The sequence below is a fragment of the Nocardia brevicatena NBRC 12119 genome (assembly GCF_000308495.1).
Taxonomy (GTDB): domain Bacteria; phylum Actinomycetota; class Actinomycetes; order Mycobacteriales; family Mycobacteriaceae; genus Nocardia; species Nocardia brevicatena.
Map to the genome: position 1 here is coordinate 20503 of NZ_BAFU01000068.1, position 25472 is coordinate 45974.

Consider the following 25472-nt stretch of genomic DNA (forward strand, 5'->3'; position numbering starts at 1 on the left):
TGAGGGCGTGGTAGTCCAGGGCCTCACCGGGGTTCGCGTCGCGCTGCGAGGGCTGCTCTACGCGAGCCGTTTTTCCGGTCGGTGCTGTCGTTGTCGTTGCCAAAACAATCCCAATCCCTCTCGGACGCGCTCGACGTCCTCGGCGGTTCCCATGAGTTCGAAGCGGTACAGGTAGGGCACCCCGCATTTGCGCGAGATGACCTCTCCCGCATAGCAGAAGGTGTCGCCGAAGTTCGTATTGCCGGCCGCGATCACCCCGCGCAGCAGGGCGCGGTTGTGCGGGTCGTTGAGGAACTTGGCGACTTGGCGCGGTACGAAGTCCTTGTCGGACCTGTTCGAACCCAGGATGTGCCGACCGCCCCCGTAGGTGGGGACGATCAGCACATAGGGTGCGTCGACGCGCAGCGAGTCCGCGGTATGCAGGGGTATACGAGTCGCCGGGAGGCCCAGCTTCTCGACGAAGCGGTGCGTATTCTCCGAGGCGCTGGAGAAGTAGACCAGCGCGGCCGTCTCGGACACTCCTCGACCCCCTTCCCCCTCGGATGCGGAGGTGGCGTCAGGCCGCCACCGGAGCCAGCGCCTTGATGCGATCGGGACGGAAACCGGACCAGTGCTCGTCACCGGCGACGATGACCGGAGCCTGCAGGTAACCCAGTGCCATCACGTAGTCGCGCGCCTCGGCGTTCTCGGAGATGTCGACGACCCGATAGTCCACCCCGGCCTTGTCGAGCGCCTTGTAGGTGGCATTGCACTGGACGCAAGCGGGCTTGGTGTACACGGTGACGGTCATATGTCTCCCTCTCTCGTCCAACAGCCGGTGATCCGTAGCAGTGCCGGTGCGCGTCGAAACGGCGGCCTACGCCGTTGCCGCGCAAACTCCCGGAACCGTCGGCGAACACACTGTTCGAGCCGGTTCCCCCCGGTCGCGGAGGGTGATTCGTTCTCCCGATCTCGGGTACCGAAGACACTACACCTAGTGTCCGACAGTTGAAAACAACACGAGATGTTGCGAGTCACAGTGATGGAATTCCACGGCCGTAAGTACCAGGACAGTCAATTCGCTCGCCGATAAATGTGTGATGTAGATCACAAAATCTGAGTTGAGTTCCTTTTCAGCAAACTCAGAAGACAACGTCTGTCACACCAGTCGCCGACACCTCAGCAGACCCTGGAGCACCATACAGAAACCACCCCGGCACACAGCGGAGGGCCGCCTCCACCACAGCCGGTCGAGACGGCCCTCCGCAGGGGGCCTCGAGATCGAAATCAGGCCGATACGAGCTCTTCCCGCGCGGCGTCGACCAGCACCCGCAGCGCGTCGGCGATCTCCTGGCGCGCCTCGGCATCCTCGCTGGGATGGGCCGTGGCGAAACGCTCGCCGATGGCGGCGAAGTGCAGATGAGCCGCCTCGACCACCTTGCCACCGGCGACACCGACCGCCTTGACCGCGTCACCGTGCGCCCACTTGGCCGCGTTCCGACTGATGGAGGCACTCACCACGGCGACCGGCTTGTCCTTGATGGCGCCGGCTCCGAACGGCCGCGACAGCCAGTCGACGGCGTTCTTCAGCACACCCGGCAGGGTGCCGTTGTACTCGGGAGTCACCAGCAACAGACCGTCGGCCGCCGCGACGGCCTGCCGCAACGCCTCCGCGGGCGCGGGCACCGCGCCTGGTACATCGGTGTCCTCGTTGTAGAAAGGAATATCGGCCAGGCCGTCATAGATGACCACCTCCACACCCTCCGGGGCGGTCCACACGGCGGTCTCGGCCAACCGCCGATTGACGGAGGCGGCCCGAAGGCTTCCGACGAGTGCGAGGATACGAGTCTGGCTCATGGTTACTCCTGAGGTGCCGAGTCTGATCTACTTTCAGGTCATGCACAGTAACCGGACCGCGGTCCGTGTCTATTCCCCAGAGGTGGTGTACGAGTTCCGTGAGCTACGACACATCCCCGGCCGGCCCCTCGGCCCAACCGGCGCGACGACCCGCCCCACCGCAGCCCTCCACCGGCACCACGCCGACGATCGGTAGGCCACTGCCCGGGACCGCCGCACCCACCGAGCGCGCCGACGCCGCGCGCAACCGGCAACTGCTGCTCGACGCCGCCCAAGAGCTGGTGCGCGAAAGCGGTCCGGCCTGCCTGACCATGGACGCCCTGGCCAAACGGGCCGGCGTCGGCAAGGGTACGGTCTTCCGCCGCTTCGGCAACCGCACCGGACTCATGATGGCCCTGCTGGACCATTCCGAGCGCAAGATACAGGAAGCGTTCATCTTCGGCCCGCCACCCCTGGGACCGGGAGCGACACCGGTGGAGCGACTGGTCGCCTTCGGCCGGGCCCGGCTGCTCGATATCGAGGTCGAGGGCGAACTGTACCGGGCCGCGGAAACGGGCCCGGCCGACGAACGCTACAGCGGAGCACCGTATCTCGTGCACAAAACCCATGTGTCCATGCTGCTGCGGCAGGCCGGCACACCAGGCGAGGTAGCCCTGATCGCCGACGCCCTGCTGGGCACACTCTCCGCCGGCCTCGTCCTGCATCAGCTCCGCGCACTCGGCTACACCCGACAGCAGATCGGCGACAACTGGGAAGCCCTGGTTCGCCGTATCGCCGGTCCCGGCCCCCAGTAGAGTGAACGGGCATGGGGAACCTGCGTGAACAGATCATCGCCGAACTGGGTGTCGTGCCCGATATCGAGCCGAAGGCCGAGGTCCGGCGCCGGGTCGACTTCCTGAAGGACTTCCTGCGCTCCGCTTCCGCACAAGGTTTCGTTCTCGGTATCAGCGGCGGCCAGGACAGCGCGCTGGCCGGTCGGCTGTGCCAGTTGGCCGTCGAGGAACTGCGCGCCGAGGGCACCGAGGCGACCTTCGTCGCGGTGCGCCTGCCCTACGGCGTGCAGGCGGACGAGGCCGATGCGCGTACCGCCATGAAATTCATTGCGCCGCAACGGTCGACCGTGGTCAATGTCCGCCCCGGCGCCAACGCCGTGGCCGCGGAGGTGGCCTCGGCGCTGAACGTGACCAAACTCCGCGATTTCGTCCGCGGCAATATCAAGGCCCGCGAACGCATGGTGATCCAGTACGCCATCGCCGGCCAGGAGAACCTGCTGGTCGTCGGCACCGACCACGCCGCGGAGGCGGTCACCGGCTTCTTCACCAAATACGGTGACGGCGGTGTCGACCTCACCCCCCTGAGCGGCCTGACCAAACGCCAGGGCGCCGCCCTCCTGCAGGAATTGGGCGCCCCCTCCACCATCTGGTCCAAGGTACCGACCGCCGACCTGGAGGACGACCGTCCGGCGCTGCCGGACGAAGAGGCCCTGGGCCTGCGATACAGCGAGATCGACGACTACCTCGAGGGCAAGGAGGTCACCGCCGAGGTGGCCGAGAAGGTCGAGTCCGTCTACCTGGCCACCCGGCACAAGCGCACCGTCCCCATCTCCCCGCTCGACGACTGGTGGCGCTGAACGGTCAGCGCTATCGGCACCCGGCCCCGGCGGACCCGATCGATACCTTCGCGGCCGGTTCAGCCTCCCGCGAAGGGCGGAAGCACATCGACTCGCGGCCCCAGCGCGGCCCCGGTGTCCCGGGTGAGCTCGTCACCGACGAGATAGGCACAGACGGACAGCATCTTGTCCAGATCCGGGCCGTAGTCGGCGAGCAGTCGGGCACGCAGGTCGGCGACAGTGGAGCCGGGGGGCAGATCGAAGGTTTCGGTGTCCTTGCCGACGGCGTCGGCGATGGCCGCGAAATAGCGGATCTCAACCACCGATGGCTCCCATCGTGCGTTCCGGTGGAACGAAGTCCGCGGCATCGATACCGTGACCCGCCCATTTCTGCCACATGGCGCCACGCCACAGCTCGGCCAGTTCGGCGTCGCCGGCGCCGGAACGCAGAGCCTGGCGCAGGTCGAACTCCTCGTCGCTGAACAGACAGGAGCGCAACATACCGTCGGCGGTGAGCCGAGTACGGTCGCAGCTGTCGCAGAATTTGCGGGTCACCGAGGCGATGATGCCGACCGTGGCCGGACCGCCGTCGACCAGCCAGGTCTCCGCGGGCGCGGCGGGATCGCTGCGCCCGAGTTCGGTGAGCTCGTAACAAGAGCCGAGAACATCGAGCAGTTCGGCGGCGGTCACCATGTTCGCCCGCGCCCACTCGTGGTCGGCGTCGAGGGGCATCTCCTCGATGAACCGCAGTTCGCAGCCCTCGTCCAGGCACCAGCGCAGCAGATCGGGCACACCGGCCAGGGTGGACCGCATGAGTACCGCGTTCACCTTCACCGGGGCCAGGCCGGCGCGTACGGCGGCCCGGATACCGGCCAGTACCGAATCCAGACGATCACGGCGGGTGAGGCGGGCGAAACCGACGCGATCGACGGTGTCGAGAGAGATATTGACCCGGCGCAAACCGGCCTCGGCCAAGGCACGGGCACGGTGCTCCAGCCCGATCCCATTGGACGTCATGGCCAACGGGACATCCGGTACCACCTCATGGCAGCCGGCGATGATCTGTTCCAGATCCCGTCGCATCAGCGGTTCCCCACCGGTGAACCGCACCTCGTGGACACCGAGCTCACGCACCGCCAGAGCGACCAACCGTACGATCTCCTCGGCGGTCAGCAACTCATCGCGCGGAATATCGGGCAGCCCCTCCTCGGGCATGCAGTAGGTGCAGCGCAGCGAACACTTCTCGGTGATGGACACCCGCAGATCCCGTGCGATACGGCCGAAGCGGTCCACCAACAGCGGTGTTTCCGGGCGTCCGTCGAGCGAGGGACGCCCGGAGCGCACGGTGGGAATCCCCATATCGACCAGCGACACGCCTCCATTATGACGGGAGGTGTCCAATTGCGCCGCCTTCGACGGGGCGGGTCGGGGACCTCGTTACCCCAGGTCTTCCCTCCGTGGCGCCGCCGGCGCGACGGCGCTCCGGTCGGTCCGGACCCGGGCGGAACCCGAATCGAGGCGCGGCCGGTCCGGGCGGGACGACTCGCCGGGTCGGTGGGCGTGTGGTGCGGAAACGGCGGTATCCGGCGTGACGGCGGCCATTAGGCTGAGTGCATGTGTTCTCGGCGTTGGACGGGCGGTTCCGCCGCCCCTCCGTGGTCACACGAAGCCACCTCGTCCGGAGCCGGTGACCGGTCGCCGGCCGTCCGCTCGGTCGACGAGTACCGCGACTGCATCGAACAGCTGTTACGCCCACTCGCCGCTCGACCGGTCGAAACGGTGCCGGTGCCCGCCGCATTGGGCCGGCAGGCGGCCGACGAGGTGCGGGCGCCGATCGATCTGCCGGTTTTCCGCAATTCGGCCATGGACGGCTACGCGGTGCGGGCACAGGACGTGGTGGACGTGCCGGTGACGCTGCCGCCGGCGGGTGTCGTGGCGGCGGGCGATCCCGCCCCGCCGCCGCTGGCGCCCGGCACGGCGCGCAAGGTGATGACGGGGGCTCCCGTTCCCTCGGGCGCCGACTGTGTGATCCCGGTGGAGGACACCCGGATGCGCGGCGGCGGGGTGATGATCGAGCGGGGCCGCGAAGCCGGGGCGTTCATCCGCGAACCCGGCACCGATATCCGGGCCGGGGCACCACTGATCGCCGCGGGGACCACCCTGACCCCGCGACATATCGCCGCCTTGGCGGCGGTGGGTGTATCGCATGTGCGGGTTTTCGAACCGGTACGGGCGGCGGTCATCACCACCGGTGACGAACTCGTCCCCGCGGGCAGTCCGCTGGGCCCCGGCCAGATCTACGACTCCAACGGAATCGCCCTGGCCGCGGCGCTGACCGCCAACGGTGTGACCGTCATCGGCGTCGAGCACAGCAGCGACGACCCCGCCGTGTTCCAGCGTCTGCTCGCCGAGACCACCGTCACAGCGGATCTGGTGTTCACCTCGGGTGGGGTATCCAAGGGGGATTTCGAAGTGGTCCGGGAGGTGCTGGGACCGCTGGGCGGGTGGTTCGGGCCCGTGGCGGTGCAGCCCGGCGGACCACAGGGGCTCACCGTGGTCGACGGGGTACCCGTGCTGAGTTTTCCCGGTAATCCGGTCAGCACCCTGGTGTCGTTCGAGGTGTTCGCCCGACCGATTCTGCGCCGGCTGATGGGTTTGCCCGCGGTGGAGACATTCGAGGTGCCACTACTGTCGGCGGTCCGTTCCCCGGAGAGCCGGCGCCAGTTCCTGCGCGGCCGGTTGACGCACGGCGCGGGGCGCACCCGGGCGGTAGAGGTGGTGTCGGGGCCGGGTTCGCATCTGGTGGCGAGCATGGCCGCCGCGGATGTGCTGATCGATGTCCCGGAACGGGTCACCGAACTACCGGTCGGCGCCACTGTGCGAGTGTGGACGCTGTGAGCGAGTTGTCGCATGTGGACTCCGACGGCCGCGCCCGCATGGTGGACGTGAGCGGTAAAACCGACACCACCCGGGTCGCCGTCGCGGCCGGTGAGCTGCGTACCACCGCCGAAGTGGTGACACTGGTACGCGCGGACGACATGCCCAAGGCCGATGTGCTGGCCACCGCCCGGATCGCCGGTATCTCCGGGGGGAAGAAGACCTCCGAGTTGATCCCGCTGTGCCACCAGTTGGCACTGTCGTCGGTGAAGGTCGAGTTCGGTTTCACCGAGAACACGATCACCATCGAGGCCACCGCGAAGACCAAGGGCCCCACCGGGGTGGAGATGGAGGCGCTCACCGCCGTCGCCGTGGCCGGACTCACCCTGCACGACATGGTGAAAGCGGTCGATCCCGCCGCGACCCTCGACGGTGTCCGACTGCTCACCAAGGAGGGCGGCAAGCGGGGGCGCTGGACCAGACCGGAGGCCGACGAGCCCGGCCGGGCCCATGTCGACGAACGCTCCGGTGACACGCAGGCCGTACCGCAGCGGCTCGGCGACCCGACGGCCGAGTCGGCCGCGAGCGCCGGCGCCGCCCCCGACACCCGGCGCGGCGACAAGGGCTCCGCGGTGGTGCTCGTCTCCTCCACCGGCGCCGCGGCGGGCACCCGCACCGATACCACCGGCCCGCATCTCGTGCGCTGGCTGGCCGGCCTGGGCTATGCGGTGCGCGGCCCGCTCGTATACGCCGACGCCGATATCGCGGCGGGATTGGCGGAGGCCCTGCGGACGCGCCCGGATCTGGTCGTCACCACCGGCGGTACCGGCGCCTCACCCACCGACCGCACCCCGGAGGCCACACTCGCCGTCCTGGACCGGGAACTGCCCGGGGTGGCCGAGGCGATCCGGCAGCGCGGGACCGCGAAGTTCCCCTTGGCCGCGTTGAGCCGTGGGGTGGCCGGATTGGCCGGACACTCGGTCGTGGTGAACCTGCCCGGTTCCCCCGGTGGGGTGCGCGACGGTATCGCGGTGCTGGAACCTCTGCTCGGCCACCTGCTCGAGCAGGTGGCCGGCGCCGGCGGACACGAGGGTTCCGACTCCGGGAACGGAAACGGTCATGTCTGAGATACGAACCGAAACAACGACCGAGCCGGTCCGGATCGCCCGGATCAGCACGGAACCGCTCGACCCGACCGTGGTCGACCGTGCGGTCCACGGCCCCCACTACGGCGCGGTGGTGTTGTTCACCGGCGTGGTACGCGATCACGACGGCGGTCAGGCGGTATCGGCGTTGGAATATTCGGCCCATCCCGAGGCCGAACGGTTCCTCCACCGCTGTTGCGCGGAGGTCGCCGCGGCGACGGGACTGCCGGTGGCCGCGATGCACCGGATCGGCAAGCTGGCGGTGGGCGATCTGGCGATCGTCACGGCCGTCGCGGCCGCGCACCGCGCCGAGGCCTTCGACGCCTGTTCGATGCTGGTGGACCGGATCAAACACGAAGTGCCGATCTGGAAGCGTCAGCTGTTCGCCGACGGTATGTCGGAGTGGGTCAACGCCTGCGGCTGATCCTCCGGCTCCACCCGGGGCACGGCCGGTTCCGGCACATACCGCCATACACCGAGCAGGCCCTGCTCGTCCGGCGGTTCGGCGTCCGTGTGCACCGTGGCACGCAGCCGCTCGAGCGCGGCCTCCGTGTCCAGACCGGCGCCGATGAGCACCAGTTCGCTCACCCCCGACACCCCGGGGGCGGGGCGATCCGGTTCGAAGGTGATGGCCCGGCCGACCTGGTGCAGGACGAACCGGCACGCGCTTCCCGGCACGGCGAAGGTGACAAAACCCTTGGCGCGGAAGAGTCCGGCGGGCGGGTCCTCGAGCACACCGAGCAGGCGGCGCGGGTCCAGGGCCGTCGTACTGCGGAACGAGACGCTGGTGTAGTCGTCGTGCAGGTGCCGGTGTTCGTGGTCGGGGTGGTCGGGTTCGGCCAGGAGTTCGTCGAAACTCAACTGTTCGGCGATCCGCGGGGCCGCGCGCCGCGCCGGGTCGAACAGCAGGCCGGGCTCGATCCGCCCCTGGGTCGTGGTATAGACCGGCACACCGGCCGCGAGGCCGCGGATCTCGGCGCGCAGGGCGGTCAGGTCGGCCTCGCTCACCCGGTCGGCCTTGTTCACCACCACCAGATCGGCGAGCCGCAGATGGTCGGCCAGTTCGGGATGCCGGGCCCGGCTGTCGGGGAACAGTTCGGCATCGACCACCTCCAGCAGCCCGCCGTACCGGATGCGCGGATTGTCGCTGCCGATCACCATCCGGATCAGGTTGCGCGGTTCGGCCAGTCCACTGGCCTCCAGCACGATCACATCGATCCGCTGCCGTGGTTCGGCGAGGCGGGTGAACAGTTCATCCAGTTCGGACACGTCCACCGCACAGCAGACGCAGCCGTTGCCGAGCGAGACCATGGCGTCGACCTGCCCGGCGACCAACATGGAATCGATGGCGATGGCGCCGAAATCATTGACCACCACCCCGATGCGGGTGCCGCGGTTGTTGTGCAGCAGCCGGTTGAGCAGTGTCGTCTTACCCGCTCCGAGAAAACCGGCCACGATGATCACAGGAATCCGATCGGCCACCTGCGCCACCCTACCGATTACGTTCCCACAAGAGAATTCTGGCGATTTTCCGAAAACCGGTGAGCCGTTCTGGTAAGTGTGCCAGGGAGGTTCGGGGGATCTCATCGCGTTGAGCAATACCGAGGAGAACATCGAATGCGTGCAAGCACGTTGCTCGCCGCCGCTGCGCTGATATCGGCGGCAACCGTGCTGGGCAGCGGTATCGCGGCGGCACAACCCGCTGATTCCATACCGCGCGACGGCGTCTATCTGGTGGGGGTGGATATTCTGCCCGGAACCTACGAGGCCCCGGGGTCTCCCGATCCGGCCCGCAGCTGCGATTGGCGCAGACTGTGGAAAGTCGAGGGCGACGCCACGAATATGCACCACATCATCGATAACAACTACACGAAGAATCGTCCGGTGCGGGTGACCATCAAACCGTCCGATATCGGCTTCCGAACCGTCGGCTGCGGCCCCTGGCGGATGATCCCCCGGCCCCCGACCGGTTCCTTCGGCGGCTGAGCCGGGTCACCGCCCCGGCTATTCCCCGGCGAACCCCCGGTCGAGGATGGTCGTACCCCGACCGCTTGCGGGCGAGGTGTCGAACATCCTACGATCCGGCTCGATCTGAATCATGGACAGCGAAGACAGGATCACCGTGCCGAACGCGCAACCGGGACACCGTTTTCCGCGCAGTCGAACACTGCGCAGCCGCTTCCTCGGCGTATCCGTCGCCACGTTCGCCGTGGTGGGCGCGACGATATTGGGTCCGGCACCCGCCTCGGCACAGCCGCAGCCGTGCGCTCCCGCCACCGTGACAACAGCGGTCGCCGCGCGGATTCCACTGCTGGACCGCTCGGACAACGTGGGCCTGGACGCGGCCGGCAACCTGTGGGTGTCGCGGGTTTTCCGTAATGTCGTGGAACGCTACGACCCCGCCGGCAACCTCACCGCCAGCGTTCCGGTGACCTTCCCCGGCGCGATCCGCCCGGGACCGGACGGGATGCTGTATGTGAACTTCGGCAATCTCATCACCAGCGCCCTGCTGCGCACCGGTGGTGTGGTGCGCTTCGATCCGGCCGTGCCGGCACCGGTTCCGGAGGTCTTCGTCGACGGTATCGGGATGACCAACGGCGCCGCCTTCGACCGCGACGGCAATCTGTATGTCACCGACGCCGACGGCGGTATCGTGCGGGTGCGCCGCGACGGCAGTATCGACACCGAATGGACCGCCGCCGCCCCCCAGGCCGCCGGTTTCCACGGCGTCGCGGTCCACGGTGACTCCCTCTACGTGACGGTGCCGTCCGGGCCGGCGGGCCGTGTCCTGCGGCTTCCGATCGCCGACCCCGCGGCCGCGACACCGGTGGCGGACCTGGCGGCGGGCCCCGGCGATGTGGTGTTCGGCCCCGACAATCTGCTCTACGTCACCACCGAGGCCGGTCGACTGGTCCGGGTCGACCCGGCGGGCACCGGCACCTGCGCCATCGACTCCCCCCAGCCGATCACGGCGGTGGCGCTGTCGGCAGGCACGAACCCGGCGGTGTTCGCGGGGACCGAGGGCGGGGACGTCCAGCGGATCCGACTGGGCTGAGCGACGCTCAGCCGACCGCCTCCTTCGGAGCGGACGGCGGTGGGGTGTCGGCGGCCGCGTCGGGAACCTCGGTACCGCGCAGCGACGTCCCCGCGGTCTCGCGCAGGTACAGCCAGGCGGCCAGTCCGATCACCGCCGCACCCACCATGTAGAAGGCCGGGAACAGACTCCAGCCGGTCTGCTCGATAACCGCCTCGTTCACCAGCGGTGCCGTGCCGCCGAACGCGGCGGTCGAGATGTTGTAGCCCAACGCGAACCCGGCATAGCGCACATGGGTCGGGAAGACCGCGGGGAACGTCGCGCTGATGGTGGACAGCTGCGGCACGTACAGCAGTCCGAGCACGACGAAGCCGATGACGGCCCACACGGTCCCCCGCCCCATCAGCCAGTACATCGGCACGGCCAGCGCCATCAGGCCCACCAGCGAGAACAGCCACATCGGACGGCGGCCGACGCGATCGGACAGCCGGCCGAAGAACGGTACGCACAGCATCATCGCCAACTGGCCGATCAGCATCATGGCCGTGGTGGTGGACTCGCCGAGACCGATCGTGTTCCGCAGGTAGGTCGGCTGGTAGGTGAGCAGCGTGTAGTTGGCGACGTTCAGCGCCACCACCAGACCTCCGAGCGTCAGCAGTTCCCGCCGGTAGGTGACGAGAACCTCGCGCAGCCCGCCCGGCGGATGCGCTTCCTCGTTCACCTCGGTGAACACCGGCGACTCGTCCAACTTGCTCCGCAGGTACAGCCCGATCAGACCCAGCGGAATGGCGAACAGGAACGGGATACGCCAGCCCCAGTCGTGCATATCGTCGGTTCCGACGAGCAGCTGGCAGCCCAACACCACCGCGGAGCCGCCGACGAACCCACCGAGGGTGCCGAACTCCAGGAAGCTGCCGAGGAAACCGCGGCGGCGGTCGGAGGCGCATTCGGCGAGGTAGGTGGCGGCGCCGCCGTATTCGCCGCCGGTGGAGAAGCCCTGGACCACCCGCAGCAGGATGAGCAGCACCGGCGCGAGCACCCCGACCTGGGCATGGGTCGGCAGTATTCCGATCAGACCGGTGGCGGCGGCCATCAGCAGGATCGTCGTCGCCAGGACGGTCTTGCGACCGACCCGGTCGCCCAGCGGACCCCAGACCATGCCGCCGAGCGGGCGCAGCACGAACGAGACGGCGAAGCCGAGCATGGTGCCCAGGGTGCCGAGCTCACCGGGGAAGAAGGCATCGGTGAGGTAGGTGGCGGTGGCGGCGTAGACACCGTAGTCGAACCATTCGGTGGCGTTGCCCATGGCGGACGCGGCAACCGATTTGCGAACCTGCGATGTGTTCGGCTGTGGGCGGTCGGTCACGACGATGTCCTCTCCACGCGCCGAATCGCCCCGCCCGACCGGCATCGATCCACTGTGCGCTGCCTCGATACGTTCTGTCTACCGGAGTTCTCTTTCCCGGCGGGCAGGGACACGAAACAAAGCGGCACGTCGGCGAACGGTCGGGGTGGTGGGAACAGACACCGTGACCAGCGAATCCTCCGCGAATGTGAGTGCGCTCACGAGGAGTGGGGAACAGACCGCGCATCCGGTGGTCCGCGGCCGGTTTCCCGACCACGGATCACCGGCGTCGCATCAGTTGGCCTCCCCCTTACCGGCCGCGCGCTCCGCCGGTTCTGGACGGCGACCGTTGATCTGCACCAGCGGCAACCGCAGGGCCGCGGGCGCGGTGTCCGGCACCACCGGGGCCACGGGGGCCACGGGGTCTGTGCGGCGGTATTCGGTACCGAGCGGCGGGCGGGGATCGGCCTGGCCCTTGTTGGGCCAGAGGGCGACCGCGCGTTCGGCCTGGGCGGTGATGGTCAACGACGGGTTCACCCCCAGATTGGCGGAGATGGTGGACCCGTCGATCACGTGCAGGCCGGGGTGTCCGTAGAGCCGGTGGTAGGGGTCGACCACGCCGGTCTCCGAGCTGTCGCCGATCACACAGCCGCCGATGAAATGCCCGGTCATCGGGATATTGAAGATACTGCTGGTGGCGCCGGTCGGTATGCCGTCGATCTTGGCGGCCACCCGGCGACCGACCTCGTGACCGGCGGGGATCCAGGTCGGGTTCGGGGCGCCCTCACCTTGTCTGGTCGTCATCCTGCGACCGAACAGGCCGCGTGTGGTGTAGGTGGTGATGGAGTTGTCCAGCGACTGCATCACCAGCAGGCCGATCATCTGTTCCGACCAGTGCCGCGGATTGTGCATATGGGCCAGGTCGCGGCGGTTGCGCCACAGTTCCTTCAACCACAGTCCGCGCTTGGACATGCCTTCTTGTTCGTCGACCATGACGGTGCCGATCAGCGCGATCGCATTACTGCCCTTGCCGTAGCGCACCGGCTCGATATGGGTGTCGTCATCGGGGTGGATCGAGGAGGTGATGGCCACGCCCTTGGTGAAGTCGTTGTCCTTGTCACGACTGCGGATGGAGAGCAGTTCCTCGGAGTTCGTGCGCGAGAGGTAGCCGAGCCAACCGGAGATATTCGGCAAGGAACCCTTATCGCGCAGGGCGTGCAGCAACCGTTGGGTGCCGAGGGACGCGGCGGAGAAAACCACCTGTTCGGCGGTGAACACCCGACGCCGTTTGCACATCCATCGACCGGTGCGGACGGTTTCCACCGCGTACCCGCCGCCGGGCAGCGGCCGCACGTCGGTGACCGTGGTCAACGGGTGCACGGTCGCACCGGCCTGCTCGGCCAGGTAGAGATAGTTCTTGACCAGGGTGTTCTTGGCGTTGTGACGGCAGCCGGTCATACATTCGCCGCAGTGGGTGCAGGTACGGCGGTCCGGGCCGGCCCCGCCGAAGAACGGGTCGGGGACGTCCTCACCGGGACGCGCGCCCGGTCCGCCGAAGAACACGCCGACCGGGGTGCGCTGGTACGAGTCGGCCACACCCATGTCCTCGGCCACCTCGCGCAGCACCCGATCGGTGGGAGTGGTGGCCGGGTTGGTGGTCACACCCAACATGCGTTTGGCCTGGTCGTAGTAGGGGGCGAGTTCGTCCTTCCAGTCGGTGATATGCGCCCACTGGCGGTCGTGGAAGAATTTGTCCGGAGGTTCGTAGAGGGTGTTCGCGTAGACCAGCGATCCGCCACCCACCCCGGCGCCGGCCATGATGAAGGTGTCCTTCAGCAGGGTGAGGCGCTGGATGCCGTAGCAGCCGAGCCAGGGCGCCCACAGATATTTACCGGCGCGCCAGGATGTCTTGGCGAATTCGTGGTCGGCGAACCGCCGTCCGGCTTCCACCACGCCGACCCGGTACCCCTTCTCGGTCAGGCGCAGCGCGCTCACACTACCGCCGAATCCGGAGCCGACGATGAGCACGTCGTAGTCGTAGGTCGTCTGGTCGGGCCCGGCGCCGATGCCGGTGTCCGAGGAAGGGCTGGAGGGCATACGCAGAGGCTATGGGGTGTGAGCCCGTCGACAGGACACACCAACGGACACGAAATCGACACTTTCGGCCAATCTGGTCACCGTCCCGGGCGATACCGCCGGCTTTCCGCCCCGACCGGCGGTCCCGACCACACCGACGGCGCCGGAGAACCGAACAGACATCAGGGTTTCACCGTCGGGTCATGCCGGCGTACCGCGGGTGACCGGTACGCCGGCATGCCGGATCGGCCGGGTGCCCTATTGATTCGCGAAGCACACGACGAACTTGCGCTCGTCGTAGACGAATCCGCGATCGGCCGACGGACAGGTTTCCACCGAGACGGTGTTGCGCAGCACACTGAGCACCCGCACGGCACCAGGGGCGCAGGCGATCCGGGTGGGGTGATCACCGTCGAGGCTCATACAGCTGCCGACGACCCAGTCGATATCCAGGCACAGCGTCTCCTCCCCGACGCGGTGCGTGGAGTCGGTGTCCCCCGGGCACTGCCCCTTACCGACCACCTGGTAGCGGGATTCCGCGCTACCGCAGGACACCGGGGCGATCTCGGGCCCGCCGAGGTCACCGATACACTGCCCGACCTCCACCTTCTTCTTCGGCGCCTCCTTGGCTTCCTTGTTGTCCAGAGACGGTGCCTTTTCGGTGGTGGTGGTGGTCGTTGTGGTGGTGTCGGCGAGAGCCGGCGGCGCGCCCTGCACGACCGGCGGCGGCTGAATCGGAACCGACGTGTCGACCGATGCGCCGGTGGTGCCGGAGGCGGGCAGGGCGCTGCGGCCGTCCGAGGAGGACTCGGTTGCGGCCAGCAGTGTCACCACACCGATCGCCAGGATGATCGACGTGACGACCGCCGCCGTGACGACCGCCAACCCGATCACGACGAAACGGGAACGACGAGCCCGGGGCGACGGTGACGCCTGCGCCGGCTCCTGGGTTTCGGACGATGTATCGGTCACGGCTCGCCGCGGAGAACCGCCATGACGGCGTCGATGAAGGGCTGTCCACCCATGATGTACCCACCGGCGACGGCACCGACGATCAGCCCGATGGGCCCGGTGATGATGCTGAGGAAGCCGAGGCCGATCAGCGCGCCGAGCAGACCACCCACGATGGCGCCGACCGCGACACCGACGACGTTCTTCTGCAGTTCGTTGGTGAGCTGCGACATGGAGCCGACTTCCCGCATCTCACCGATTTCCTCGGCGGTCACGGTGGGGGTGAGCTCCAGTTCGCGGCCGTCGTCGCTGATCTCGTGTGCGACGGCGACCTCGCTGCCGGAGACCTCGTAGGTCAGCGGCACCTCGGCGACGACCTCACCGTTGTCGGCCTTCAGAATCGCGCGTTCACCGTCGGGGGCGAGTTCGAAGCGGCCGGCTTCGACGGCGGTGGTGATGGTACCGGTCTTCTGGTCGACGGTGGTCTCGTAGTCGACCCCCTTCTCGACGCCTTCGGTCCGGAGCTGCTCGGTTGGTGCCGGCGCCGGATCGGCGTGCACAGTACCGGCGGCGACCCCCAGAGCAGCGATGGTCAGAAGAGCAGTGGCAGCGAAAGTGCCGAACTTCATTACCTTCAGTTCCTTACTCATATGAAACCGGCTTGCGGGGCCGGACGACGTGCAATCCTACGTCGCGCACAGACCTTACCCAGTATTGGAAAGAATTGGGCAACTTAAAATTTGAAGGAATTTCTCTCATTGAAAATGAGTGACGAAACAAAAGCGCTGATCAGCGCTACCGCCGGCGAATGCCGACTTATCCGACTTCACGATCGTGTATACACCCGCGATCCGCTTCCCGCGCATTTCCGTCCGACCCATGAGAACGTGACATCGATCACGGCGAGTAGCGTTCCGCCCCGATAAATCGGGCAGGACGGGCACAATGTCCGGTTTCGGCGCCGCCCGGGTGAGCGCAGCCGGCACGCCCCGGGCCCTATACCTTCGAATGGGGTATCGGGCACGGCCTCCCGTCGACACGCCGTCCGCTACCCGGCCCCACCGCGCCCGCCGGGCCCGCACCGCGGAACCGGCCGACCGCATCTCCCTATCGGCCCACGGACCCGCCCATCGCACAGTGGCTCCCCGGGCCCGATCTTTATGATCCGCTCGCCTTCGGACAGGCCCACCCGCAACCGGGCCGACGCGACGGGCCATCATGCTCTCCCGGGATGCCGTGCCGATCACGAACCCGATACCGGTGCGTGGGCCGACTCATGACAACGAGTATCCGTGCTCGACGAAACACGTACGCGCGCAGCGGTATCCGGCAGGGTCGGCGCCGGAGAAAACCAGAGGAGATCCCGCCGGACAGTGCAGTGTGATACACGGGAGGGCGGGCCGGAGCGGATCGGTTATCTCGAGCGGTTGTCTCCTCCGGGAGATCGCGGGTTCGAATCCGCCGGGACGCGTGCGCGTTCCGTGGTCGAGCGGCCCGAGACGGCCGAAACATCGGTCGGACCATCACGACCGCTCTCCTCCGACACCCTGTGACGGCGAAGACGGGCCGAACGAGATGAGCGGCGCCGGCGCCACGGGAAATTCTTCCCGGCTTTGATATGTTGGCGGGTGTGGAGCCCGGCAGGAGGGCTCGCGGACGAGGGAGCAGTACCCGCATCGCGACAAGACTGACTCGAAGGAGTCGGTCATGGCTTGGTTGATCTTGATCGCGGCGGGCGTCCTGGAAGCGGTGTGGGCCGCCGCGCTGTCCGCATCCGAGGGTTTTCGACGCTGGAAGCCCGCCATCGTGTTCGTGGTCGCGCTCGTCCTCAGTATGGCCGGTCTGGCCTGGGCGATGACCGGTCTACCACCCGGCACCGCCTATGCGGTGTGGGTGGGTATCGGCGCCACGCTCACCGTGTTGTGGGCCATCGCCACCGGTCGCGAACCCGCGAGCGGGATACGGATGCTGCTGCTGTTGCTGCTCATCGCCTCGATCGTCGGGCTGAAGGTGGTGAGCTGACCATGCCGTGGCTCATTCTGCTGGCCAGCGCGGTCTGCGAGGCCGTCTGGGCGACCGCCCTGGGCATATCCGACGGGTTGACCGAGCCGGTCGCGGCCGTCGTGTTCGTTCTGGCCTTGGCGGCGAGCATGGTCGGCCTGGGACGCGCGGTCGAACATATCCCGATCGGCAGCGCCTATGCCGTGTGGACCGGTGTCGGTGCGGCGCTGACCGTCGGCTACGCCATGCTCACCGGCACCGAGAGTGTCACACTCGGCAAGCTCGTGTGCATCGTCGGCATTATCGCGGCGGTCGCGGGACTCGAGCTGATACCCGACAAACGTTCCGAGCGGTAGTCCCATCGCCGGCGAGCCACCGCGCGTCCCGGCGCCGAGCCGGGCGGGGTGGCTCACCGGCCGACGCATCCGAAAGGTCCGGAATTCACCGAAGGATGATCGGCACCAGGTACCGCCGGGCGAAATCGTCCATCTCCGCCGCCGTTTCGAGTTGCACCGCGGCACCGGGGGTGAGGATGAACGAGTGCACCACACGGCAGACGACCTCCATGCGTGCGGTCATATCCGGGAGCTCGGACAGCAGGCCGCGTTGGACGGCGTGCTCCAGCGCGGCCACGGATGTCGCGACGCACATCGCGAAGACCTCCGAGCCCTCGGTGGTGAGTTTCGCGACGACCCGTTCGGGGTCGATCGTCAGCATCCGCTGCACCAAGGGATGGTCCCGCCACCGGGACAGGACGGTGACGAAGATATCGGCGACCAGATCGGCCACGTTCTCGTGCCGGTCGGCCAGTTGTGCCACCTCGGCGAGTACCGAGCCGACCTCACGGTTCACCACGGCCTGCACCAGGTCGTCCCGAGAACCCACCCGCCGGTATACGGTGACCCGGTCCACGCCCGCCTGGCGCGCCACGTCCTCGATGGTCGTCTTCTTCACACCGACTCGTTCGAACTGCACCAGGGCCGCGTCCAGGATGCGTGATTCGATGCTTTCGTCCCCGCCTTTCGGGTTCACTGAGGTGGTCGATGCGGCCGTCACGGTTCCAAACCTAGCAAATCGAGGGCCACCTGCAACATTCTTGAACTAAATGTTGCTACAACATTGCAATATGATTTGTTGCTTTGTAAGGTCGGGTCATGGCTGAGACGGCTGACCCGACGCGGAGCACCTACCGCGACGAAGCACACGCGATCAATCCGCGGGACGTGCACTTCGACTTCGACACCGTTCCGCTGCACTACATCCCCGGCGAGGTCCTCGCCACCCATATCGTCAACGTGATGCATCTGGTCCTTCCGGAGGGCGAGCGGGCCATGGCCCGCTGCCTCGCGGAAGCACTGCCCCACATCGACGACGAGCGACTGCGAGAGGAAGTACAGGGCTTCATCGGCCAGGAGGCCATGCACGCCGACAGCCACGAAGCCGCCCGCAAGCGCCTGCAGGCCCTAGGGCTGGACGTGGACTCGTATGTATCGAAGGTGGCCTGGCTCGTCGACCGTGTCCTCGGCGACCACGGCCTCACCGGCCGAGCCGAAAGGGAATGGCTCAAAGAGCGACTCGGGCTCTTCGCCGGAATGGAACACTTCACCGCCGTTCTCGGCGAATGGCTGCTCAACGCGAACATTCTGGAAGAGAAGGGCATGCACCCGGCCATGCTCGACCTGGTCCGCTGGCACGGCGCCGAAGAGGTCGAGCACCGCAGCGTCGTCTACGACGCGTACATGTATGTCGACGGCGGCTACGCACGCCGGGCCCGCACCGCGCTGCTCGCGAGCGCCACCCTGCTGCCGCTGTTCATCCTGTCCACCGCATACCTGTACCGCAAGGATCCCTCGCCGGACAAAGGACGGTCCTGGGGATTACAGTTCCTCAACGCCACCGCCCGCGGCGTAATCCCCAGCTGGACGGTGTTCTTCACCGAGATGCCGCGTTATCTGCGGCGGAACTTCCATCCATCCCAACTCGGCCCGATGGACAAGGCACTGCGCTACCTGGCTCATTCCCCCGCCGCCCGCGGGGACCGGGACTGAGAGACGGGATCATGGCGACAACAAGGGAGATCAGCCCGCCCCCGGCCCTGCGGATCCTCGACGCGGCCATGGGCGCCTACCGCCGGATCTTCGTCACCGGCCGCACCGCACCGCTGCTATCGCGCTCGAATCCCGTACGCCGCAGCGGTTTCCATCTGAATCTCGTCGTCGACAATATGCGCGACGAAGCCTCGGATGTGCTCTGCTTCACACTCCGCGCGGCGAACGGCGAGCCGCTGCCCACCTGGCGGCCCGGAGCGCATATCGACCTGTTCCTTCCCTCCGGCAGGCAGCGGCAGTACTCGTTGTGCGGAGACCCCGACGACCGGTCACGCTATCGGCTCGCGGTGCGGCGCATCCCCCACGGCGACGGTGGATCGATCGAGATGCACCGTGCCATCCGACGCGGCGATCCGCTGCACGCACGGGGGCCGCGCAATGCGTTCACCTTCGTGGACGCGCCGTCGTACCTGTTCATCGCGGGCGGTATCGGTATCACCCCGATCCTGCCGATGGTGCGGGCGGCGGGCGACCGCGGGCACCTCGTCTATGTCGGCCGGAGCCGGGCGACGATGCCGTTCCTGGGCGAGCTCCCCGACACCGCCGAGATCCGGCCCGACGACGAATACGGCATCCCCGATATCCCCGAGCTGCTCCGGCGCGCCGAACCCGGCGCGGCCGTCTACGTCTGTGGCCCGCCGCCGATGCTCGACGCGGCCCGGCGCAGCATGTTCGCCGTCAATCCGACCGGCTCGCTGCACACCGAACGCTTCTCCGCGGAACCGGTGACCGACGGATCCGAATTCGATCTCACCCTGGCCCGGACCGGTCTCACCATCCGGGTCGGCGCCGACGAGACCACGCTCGCCGCGATCCAACGGGTCATCCCCGACGCCCTCTACTCGTGTCGACAGGGCTTCTGCGGCACCTGTAAAACCGCGGTCCTGGCCGGGGAAGTCGATCACCGGGACCGGACCCTGCCCGGTACCGAACGCGCCGAACACATGCTGCCCTGTGTCTCGCGGGCGGCGGGCGACGAACTCGTGATCGACCTGTAGTACCCCACGGGATCGACCTGCACATCCGATGGAAGGACCCCTCGAAGCATGGCCTCATCGACCGAACACCGGCATATCGTCATCGTCGGAGCCGGTTTCAGCGGTATCGGTCTCGCGACCAAACTGCGCGAGGCGGGTTTCGACGATCTGGTCATCCTCGAGCGAGCCGACGATCTCGGCGGCACCTGGCGCGCCAACACCTACCCCGGCTGCGCCTGCGATGTGCCGTCCCACCTGTACAGCTATTCGTTCGCCCCGAACCCGAACTGGTCGCGCACCTACGGCAAACAGGCCGAGATCCTCGACTATCTCCGTACGGTAGCGGCCAAGTTCGATGTCGTACGCCATATCCGCTACCGCACGGAATTATTGGACGCGCGCTGGGACGAGTCCCGCTCGCTCTGGCGTATCGATACCGACCGCGGCAGGCTTACCGCCGATTTCCTGATCTCGGCCACCGGCCTGTTCGCCGAGGCGAAATACCCGGAACTGCCGGGCCTGGACACGTTCGCGGGCAAAACCTTCCATTCCCTGCACTGGGATCACGACTACGACCTCACCGGCAAACGAGTCGCGGTCATCGGCACCGGTGCCTCCGCGGTGCAGTTCGTCCCGGAGATCCAGCCCCGGGTCGCCGAGCTGGTCGTGTTCCAGCGGTCGGCGCCGTGGATCGTGCCCCGTATGGACCGCCGCACACTGGGTTTGGAACGGCTGCTGCTGCGGCAGTTCCCGGTGGCGGGCAAGGCGATTCGCGGCAGTTGGTTCCTGGCCATCGAGAGCTTCGGCCTGGTGGGGTTCGTCGACAAACGTTTCCGGCATCCGTTCGAACTGCTCGGCAGGCTGCAACTGCTGCGGCAGGTGCGCAATCCGAAGCTGCGACGGGCGCTCACCCCGGACTACATGATCGGCTGCAAACGCGCGATCTTCTCCGATGCCTACCTACCTGCCCTCGACCGACCCAATGTCGAGGTGGTCACCGACGGTATCGCCGAGATCCGGCCGCATTCGATCGTGACCCGGCGCGGCGCCGAATACCCGGTGGACGCGATCATCCACGGGACCGGCTTCTCCTCACTTCCCAGCGCGTTCGAGCGGTTCGTCGGGCGCGACGGCCGGTCGGTCGCCGACCTGTACCGCGAACAGCCACAAAGCTATCTCGGCACCACCCTGGCGGGATTCCCGAACTTCTTCTGCACTCTCGGTCCATTCGGCGCGGCGGGTAACCAGTCCGCCATCTTCATGATCGAATCCCAAATCGCCTATATCGTCGACGCCCTGACCACGGTACGCACCCGGTCGGCCCGCCGACTCGAGGTGAAACCGCGGTTCCAGAAGGCGTTCCTGGCGGAAATGGCACGCCGCAGCACATCCACTGTATGGGTGACCGGCGGCTGTATCGGCTACTACCAGACCCCCAACGGGCGCAATGCCGGCCTCTACCCCAACTGGAGTTTCGAATACCGGCACCGCACCCGCCGTTTCGACACCGAGGCGTACGAGCTGAGCGCCTGACGGGTATCGGGCGCGAGCCGGCACAGGACGGCCACCACCGCCTCGGTGGCATCGGCGGCCGGTCGGTCCTTCAACCGCGCGCGGTCCGGTTCGGCCAACACCGTGTCGAGGACCGGTTCACGGTAGTCGCGGGCGAGTGCGGCGGGCGCCATGGCCGCCGCACGCTCAGGCGGGCGGTCCCGGGGCAGGGGCGATCCGGTCGCCCGACGCGACGGTGAACGCGGCGCCGTGACGGACACCGGAGCGCGGATCGGTGACGTCGTGGAGATAGAACCAGTCCATCCGGGCCCGCGCCTCGGTGACGTCGAGGACACCGTAGCCGTGCGAGTCCAACTCCACATAGCGCAGATGGCGGTTGACACCTCGAAGTGTCTCCTCCACCGCGACCGCGGCCGTGCGCGGCGGCGCCTTCAGCAACTCGCCCGGACCGGCCGAGGTGACCGACGGGACGACGAACTCCGCCCCCACGGTCGGCCCGGTCGGGTAGTGCGCTGCCTCCAACGGCAGGTCCGCCGCCCACGAGGAATGGATATCGCCGGTCAGAAACACCACATCACCTCGGCGGTCGGCGGCGATCGACTCGAACAGGGCGCGACGATCCGCGGTGTAGCCGTCCCATTGGTCGCCGTTGAGGGGCAGTCCGGAACGCGGGATGCCCATGGTCTCGGTGAGCGCCGCGGTGGTCGCCGGATCCAATGGCGGGAACACCAGCGGCGCGATCATCACCGAATTGCCGATCAGGTTCCAGCGCACCGGCGAGGAAGCCAGACCGGCGGTCAGCCATTCCATCTGGGCCCGACCCGTGATGGTGCGCGTCGGATCGTCCGCCGCACGCCACCCCGGGCCGGGGAACGCCTCTTGGTCGCGGTAACTGCGCAGGTCCAGCATCGACAGTTCGGCCAGGGTGCCGAAACGCAGTCTGCGGTAGAGCCGTACCTCGGCGCCGACCCGGGACGCCCGCACCGGCATCCACTCCAGGTACGCCCGCGCCGACCCCGCCCGGCGCACCGACCAGTCGCCCTCGGTCGCCGGATCGTGATTGCCGGCGCCGCCCGACCAGGAGTTGTCCGCCGACTCGTGATCGTCCCAGGTGCAGATGAACGGTACCGAGCTGTGCAGCCGCTGCAGGTCGGGGTCGGTTTTGTACTGTCCGTGCCGAATCCGGTAGTCGGCCAGGGTGATGATCTCGTGCGGCGGCTCGTGCCGGCGCGGCGCCCCGACGCCGGGAGCGTCCTCGTAGAGGTAATCGCCGAGATGCACCACCGCGTACAGGTCCGCGCGGTCGGCCAGGTGCCGGTATGCGGAGAAGTACCCCGCCTCCCAGTTCGAGCAGGACACCACCCCGAAACGCAGCCGCTCCGGGCGGTCGGAATCGGCGGGAGCGGTGCGGGTGCGGCCGACCGGGGAGCTCGCGCCGAGGGCGGTGAACCGATAGAAGTACCAGCGGTCCGGCTCCAGCCCGGTCACATCGACCTTCACGGTGTGGTCGGTCTCGGCCGACGCGCTGACCGAACCGCTCGCGACGACCGAACCGAAGTCCTCCGCGGCGGCGACCTCCCACCGCACCGCCGCGGGTGCGCCGATACCGGAACCGGGGATCGCGTCCTCGGCAACAGTGACCCGCGTCCAGATCACCACCCCGCCGGGCAGCGGGTCCCCGGAGGCGACACCGTGCCGGAACACCGGGCCCTGCGCTCGGGCGGGAGCACCGCTCAACGCGACGGCGGCGGTCGCGGCTGCGCTGCCCTTCAGCAGGGCGCGCCGGGGTATCCATTCCCGGGTCGCGCGAGCCAGATGTGCGGTACCGGCGTCTTCGGTCACGGATGTCCATCCCATCCGATTGGTTCGAGGAAAGCAAACGGCGCTCATATCGTTCGCCGCGCGGCACCACATCGTTCCCGTCGCCGCGGGCGGAGCCTGCGCCGGTCCACGGTGGCCGAACACCTCATCCCGTCGGATAGACGCGAACGGTGCGGATGCGGGCCGAACCGTCCCCCACCGGCGCGAACCGGTGAGCACGCTTCACGCGGACACGATGGCCTGCGGGGCGATTTCCTTGAGTTTCGCGTTGGCCCAGCGCATCTGACGCAGCGTCTGCGGGTGGCAACGCCGGGCGACGGCGAGCAGTTCGCCGTCGCGCAGGGCCTGGGCGGACTGGGCGAGAATCTCCCGGTCCAGCGAGACCCCGGCCGCCATGAGGTGGATACGGCGCAGATCGTGCAGGAGTAGCAGCGAGACATCGTGGTGGCGGCCGAGCAGTTCGCCGCCCTTTTGACGCAACCGCGCGAGCAGGGTGTGATCGTCCGGCGCCTCGGGGTCGAGGCGGCCTTCGCGCTCACCGGTGCCGTGCGAACCGCCACGGTCGTCCGATCCCAGTGGACGGCAAGCGATTTCGACAACCCGTTCCGGCATCGAGGCTCAGATGAGCCCCAGGGCGAGCATCGCGTCGGCCACTCGGATGAAGCCCGCTATATTCGCGCCGACGACGTAGCTGCCCGGGGAACCGTAATCCTCGGCCGTGGACAGGCAGCGGTCGTGGACACTGCGCATGATCTCGGCGAGGCGTTCCTCGGTGTGCTCGAAGGTCCACGAATCCCGGGAGGCGTTCTGCTGCATTTCGAGTGCGCTGGTCGCGACGCCACCGGCGTTCGCCGCTTTGCCGGGCGCGAAGACCACACCGGCATCCGCGAGCACCCGCACCGCCTCCGGAGTGCAGGGCATATTGGCCCCCTCGGCGACGACCCGGCATCCGTTCTTCGCCAAAACGGCGGCATCACGGCCGTTCAGTTCATTCTGGGTGGCGCAGGGCAGCGCGATATCGCACGGAACATCCCAGACGGAGTGGCCGGCGACATAGCGGGTTGCCCCACCGCGCTCATCGGCATAAACGGAGATGCGCTCCCGGCGCGTTTCCTTGATGTCCTTGAGCAGTTCCAGGTCGATACCTTTGCCGTCGAGGACATAGCCGCCCGAATCCGAACAGGCGACCACGGTCCCGCCCAGCTGCTGGACCTTCTCGATCGCGTAGATGGCGACATTGCCCGACCCCGATACCACGACCCTCTTCCCCTCGAAGCCGTCGCCGCGCGCCCGCAGCACCTCGTTCACGAAGTAGACGGTCCCGTACCCGGTCGCTTCCGGCCTGACCTGCGACCCGCCCCAGGTCAGGCCCTTGCCGGTGAGGACCCCGGATTCATAGCGGTTGGTGATGCGCTTGTACTGGCCGAACAGGTACCCGATCTCCCGGCTGCCCACGCCGGTATCACCGGCGGGCACGTCGGTGTACTCGCCGATATGGCGGTAGAGCTCGGTCATGAACGCCTGACAGAACCGCATGACCTCGGCGTCGGAACGCCCTTTGGGGTCGAAGTCCGAGCCGCCCTTGCCGCCGCCGATCGGCATACCGGTCAGCGAGTTCTTGAAGATCTGCTCGAAACCGAGAAACTTGACGATGCCCAGGTAGACGCTCGGGTGGAAGCGCAGCCCGCCTTTGAACGGGCCCAATGCCGAATTGAACTCGACCCGGAAGCCGCGGTTGATCTGTACCCGGCCCGCGTCGTCCACCCACGGGACCCGGAAGATGATCTGCCGTTCCGGTTCGCACAGGCGCCGCATCACCGCAGCGTCGGCATATTCGGGATGCTTGGCCACCACCGGTCCCAGGCTTCCCAACACCTCGTAGACCGCTTGGTGGAATTCGATCTCACCGGGGTTACGTCGCAGCACCTCGTCATAGATATCGCGTAACTTCTCGTCCATCACGGTCATATGCCGCTCTCCTGTCCCTCATACATACCGGCCGGGCCCACGTCCAGCGGGGGCCGAGCCCCAGCACGTCGTCCACGTCCTCGGAACTCGGCTATCCGCGGCGACGCGTCCCCGGCTCCGAAGCCCATCCTCCACCCGGCGGCGATCCCGTCATGCAGGCTCCCCCTCTCGGTGAGCGGCACATCACCCCGCAAACCCTTACCGATACCGCT

Annotated in this window: 26 protein-coding genes and 1 riboswitch; of the genes, 12 read left to right on the forward strand and 14 right to left on the reverse strand. The window is 67.7% G+C overall.

What is annotated here, in order from left to right:
* Positions 1-57: 57 nt before the first annotated feature.
* The 3 genes from nrdI to ON20_RS18185 all read right to left on the reverse strand — a co-directional run bounded on the left by nrdI (position 58) and on the right by ON20_RS18185 (position 1836).
* Entirely contained in the window at positions 58-519 is a 462-nt protein-coding gene (gene nrdI / locus ON20_RS18175; protein WP_040837078.1) for a class Ib ribonucleoside-diphosphate reductase assembly flavoprotein NrdI, read from the reverse strand.
* Positions 520-556: 37 nt separating this feature from the next.
* Entirely contained in the window at positions 557-790 is a 234-nt protein-coding gene (gene nrdH / locus ON20_RS18180; RefSeq protein WP_040837079.1) for a glutaredoxin-like protein NrdH, read from the reverse strand.
* A 476-nt stretch (positions 791-1266) separates the two neighbouring features.
* On the reverse strand, positions 1267-1836 hold the full coding sequence (locus tag ON20_RS18185) for an NAD(P)H-dependent oxidoreductase (protein WP_040837080.1): 570 nt from the start codon (positions 1834-1836) through the stop codon (positions 1267-1269).
* Between the two features lie 188 nt (positions 1837-2024).
* Here ON20_RS18185 and ON20_RS18190 point away from each other — a divergent pair, with 188 nt between their 5' ends.
* Together ON20_RS18190 and nadE are read left to right on the forward strand one after the other, a co-directional pair.
* Complete coding sequence (locus tag ON20_RS18190; protein WP_040837237.1) at positions 2025-2630, forward strand: TetR/AcrR family transcriptional regulator; 606 nt, start codon at positions 2025-2027, stop codon at positions 2628-2630.
* 11 nt (positions 2631-2641) lie between these two features.
* A complete protein-coding gene (gene nadE / locus ON20_RS18195; protein ID WP_040837081.1) occupies positions 2642-3466 on the forward strand; it encodes an NAD(+) synthase in 825 nt (274 codons plus the stop codon).
* Between the two features lie 59 nt (positions 3467-3525).
* Here nadE and ON20_RS18200 read toward each other — a convergent pair whose 3' ends face one another.
* Together ON20_RS18200 and moaA are read right to left on the reverse strand one after the other, a co-directional pair.
* Positions 3526-3768, reverse strand: a complete 243-nt coding sequence (locus tag ON20_RS18200) for a MoaD/ThiS family protein (RefSeq protein ID WP_040837082.1) — start codon at positions 3766-3768, stop codon at positions 3526-3528.
* Positions 3761-4804, reverse strand: coding sequence for a GTP 3',8-cyclase MoaA (gene moaA / locus ON20_RS18205; RefSeq protein WP_438803423.1), 1044 nt, complete (start codon positions 4802-4804; stop codon positions 3761-3763). The genes ON20_RS18200 and moaA overlap by 8 nt, the downstream gene beginning before the upstream one ends.
* Positions 4805-5059: 255 nt before the next feature.
* Here moaA and ON20_RS18210 point away from each other — a divergent pair, with 255 nt between their 5' ends.
* From ON20_RS18210 to ON20_RS18220, 3 genes are read left to right on the forward strand one after another with little or no spacing between them, the layout of a single operon-like run.
* Positions 5060-6343, forward strand: a complete 1284-nt coding sequence (locus tag ON20_RS18210) for a molybdopterin molybdotransferase MoeA (RefSeq protein ID WP_083865026.1) — start codon at positions 5060-5062, stop codon at positions 6341-6343.
* On the forward strand, positions 6340-7449 hold the full coding sequence (gene moaCB, locus ON20_RS18215; protein ID WP_040837240.1) for a bifunctional molybdenum cofactor biosynthesis protein MoaC/MoaB: 1110 nt from the start codon (positions 6340-6342) through the stop codon (positions 7447-7449). Before ON20_RS18210 ends, moaCB begins: the two co-directional genes overlap by 4 nt.
* Complete coding sequence (locus ON20_RS18220) at positions 7442-7891, forward strand: molybdenum cofactor biosynthesis protein MoaE (RefSeq protein ID WP_040837085.1); 450 nt, start codon at positions 7442-7444, stop codon at positions 7889-7891. Before moaCB ends, ON20_RS18220 begins: the two co-directional genes overlap by 8 nt.
* Here the strand turns inward: ON20_RS18220 and ON20_RS18225 are convergent.
* Entirely contained in the window at positions 7843-8949 is a 1107-nt protein-coding gene (locus ON20_RS18225) for a CobW family GTP-binding protein (protein WP_245547302.1), read from the reverse strand. The genes ON20_RS18220 and ON20_RS18225 overlap by 49 nt on opposite strands.
* A gap of 135 nt (positions 8950-9084) precedes the next feature.
* On the opposite strand from ON20_RS18225, the gene ON20_RS18230 reads away from it, so the two are divergent.
* Both ON20_RS18230 and ON20_RS18235 read left to right on the forward strand, forming a co-directional pair.
* Positions 9085-9453: an Rv1352/Rv1906c domain-containing protein gene (locus tag ON20_RS18230; RefSeq protein WP_040837086.1), complete on the forward strand. Its 369-nt coding sequence runs from the start codon at positions 9085-9087 to the stop codon at positions 9451-9453.
* A 112-nt stretch (positions 9454-9565) separates the two neighbouring features.
* Positions 9566-10522 (forward strand): SMP-30/gluconolactonase/LRE family protein, encoded by a 957-nt coding sequence (locus ON20_RS18235; protein ID WP_051162745.1) that lies wholly within the window; start codon positions 9566-9568, stop codon positions 10520-10522.
* A gap of 7 nt (positions 10523-10529) precedes the next feature.
* Here the strand turns inward: ON20_RS18235 and ON20_RS18240 are convergent, their stop codons facing one another.
* The 4 genes from ON20_RS18240 to ON20_RS18255 form a co-directional block, all read right to left on the reverse strand.
* Positions 10530-11807: an MFS transporter gene (locus ON20_RS18240; RefSeq protein ID WP_051162821.1), complete on the reverse strand. Its 1278-nt coding sequence runs from the start codon at positions 11805-11807 to the stop codon at positions 10530-10532.
* A 333-nt stretch (positions 11808-12140) separates the two neighbouring features.
* A complete protein-coding gene (locus ON20_RS18245) occupies positions 12141-13943 on the reverse strand; it encodes an FAD-dependent oxidoreductase (RefSeq protein ID WP_051162747.1) in 1803 nt (600 codons plus the stop codon).
* 237 nt (positions 13944-14180) lie between these two features.
* A complete protein-coding gene (locus tag ON20_RS33210) occupies positions 14181-14894 on the reverse strand; it encodes an LppU/SCO3897 family protein (RefSeq protein ID WP_051162750.1) in 714 nt (237 codons plus the stop codon).
* On the reverse strand, positions 14891-15502 hold the full coding sequence (locus ON20_RS18255; protein WP_040837249.1) for a DUF8020 domain-containing protein: 612 nt from the start codon (positions 15500-15502) through the stop codon (positions 14891-14893). Before ON20_RS18255 ends, ON20_RS33210 begins: the two co-directional genes overlap by 4 nt.
* A 1001-nt stretch (positions 15503-16503) precedes the next feature.
* A riboswitch (guanidine-III (ykkC-III) riboswitch) is annotated at positions 16504-16570 on the forward strand.
* 10 nt (positions 16571-16580) lie between these two features.
* Here ON20_RS18255 and ON20_RS18260 point away from each other — a divergent pair.
* The gene (locus tag ON20_RS18260; RefSeq protein WP_040837087.1) at positions 16581-16895 is read left to right on the forward strand and encodes a DMT family transporter; all 315 of its coding nucleotides are present in this window, start codon (positions 16581-16583) and stop codon (positions 16893-16895) included.
* 2 nt (positions 16896-16897) lie between these two features.
* The gene (locus tag ON20_RS18265) at positions 16898-17230 is read left to right on the forward strand and encodes a DMT family transporter (protein ID WP_040837089.1); all 333 of its coding nucleotides are present in this window, start codon (positions 16898-16900) and stop codon (positions 17228-17230) included.
* An 85-nt stretch (positions 17231-17315) separates the two neighbouring features.
* On the opposite strand, the gene ON20_RS18270 is transcribed toward ON20_RS18265, so the two are convergent.
* Positions 17316-17930, reverse strand: a complete 615-nt coding sequence (locus tag ON20_RS18270) for a TetR/AcrR family transcriptional regulator (protein WP_051162752.1) — start codon at positions 17928-17930, stop codon at positions 17316-17318.
* Between the two features lie 98 nt (positions 17931-18028).
* Here ON20_RS18270 and ON20_RS18275 point away from each other — a divergent pair, with 98 nt between their 5' ends.
* The 3 genes from ON20_RS18275 to ON20_RS18285 are packed head-to-tail and all read left to right on the forward strand — an operon-like array spanning position 18029 to position 21492.
* Complete coding sequence (locus ON20_RS18275; RefSeq protein WP_040837092.1) at positions 18029-18922, forward strand: metal-dependent hydrolase; 894 nt, start codon at positions 18029-18031, stop codon at positions 18920-18922.
* An 11-nt stretch (positions 18923-18933) separates the two neighbouring features.
* Positions 18934-19980 carry a PDR/VanB family oxidoreductase gene (locus ON20_RS18280; RefSeq protein WP_040837094.1) on the forward strand — a complete coding sequence of 349 codons (1047 nt, stop codon included), beginning with the start codon at positions 18934-18936 and terminating at the stop codon, positions 19978-19980.
* A 48-nt stretch (positions 19981-20028) separates the two neighbouring features.
* The gene (locus ON20_RS18285; protein WP_040837095.1) at positions 20029-21492 is read left to right on the forward strand and encodes a flavin-containing monooxygenase; all 1464 of its coding nucleotides are present in this window, start codon (positions 20029-20031) and stop codon (positions 21490-21492) included.
* 165 nt (positions 21493-21657) lie between these two features.
* Here ON20_RS18285 and ON20_RS18290 read toward each other — a convergent pair whose 3' ends face one another.
* From ON20_RS18290 to gdhA, 3 genes are all read right to left on the reverse strand, one after another.
* Entirely contained in the window at positions 21658-23313 is a 1656-nt protein-coding gene (locus ON20_RS18290; RefSeq protein ID WP_438803421.1) for an alkaline phosphatase D family protein, read from the reverse strand.
* Positions 23314-23514: 201 nt separating this feature from the next.
* Positions 23515-23904, reverse strand: coding sequence for a hypothetical protein (locus ON20_RS41040; RefSeq protein WP_245547303.1), 390 nt, complete (start codon positions 23902-23904; stop codon positions 23515-23517).
* Between the two features lie 6 nt (positions 23905-23910).
* A complete protein-coding gene (gdhA, locus tag ON20_RS18300) occupies positions 23911-25260 on the reverse strand; it encodes an NADP-specific glutamate dehydrogenase (RefSeq protein WP_040837097.1) in 1350 nt (449 codons plus the stop codon).
* Between the last annotated feature and the right edge of the window lie 212 nt (positions 25261-25472).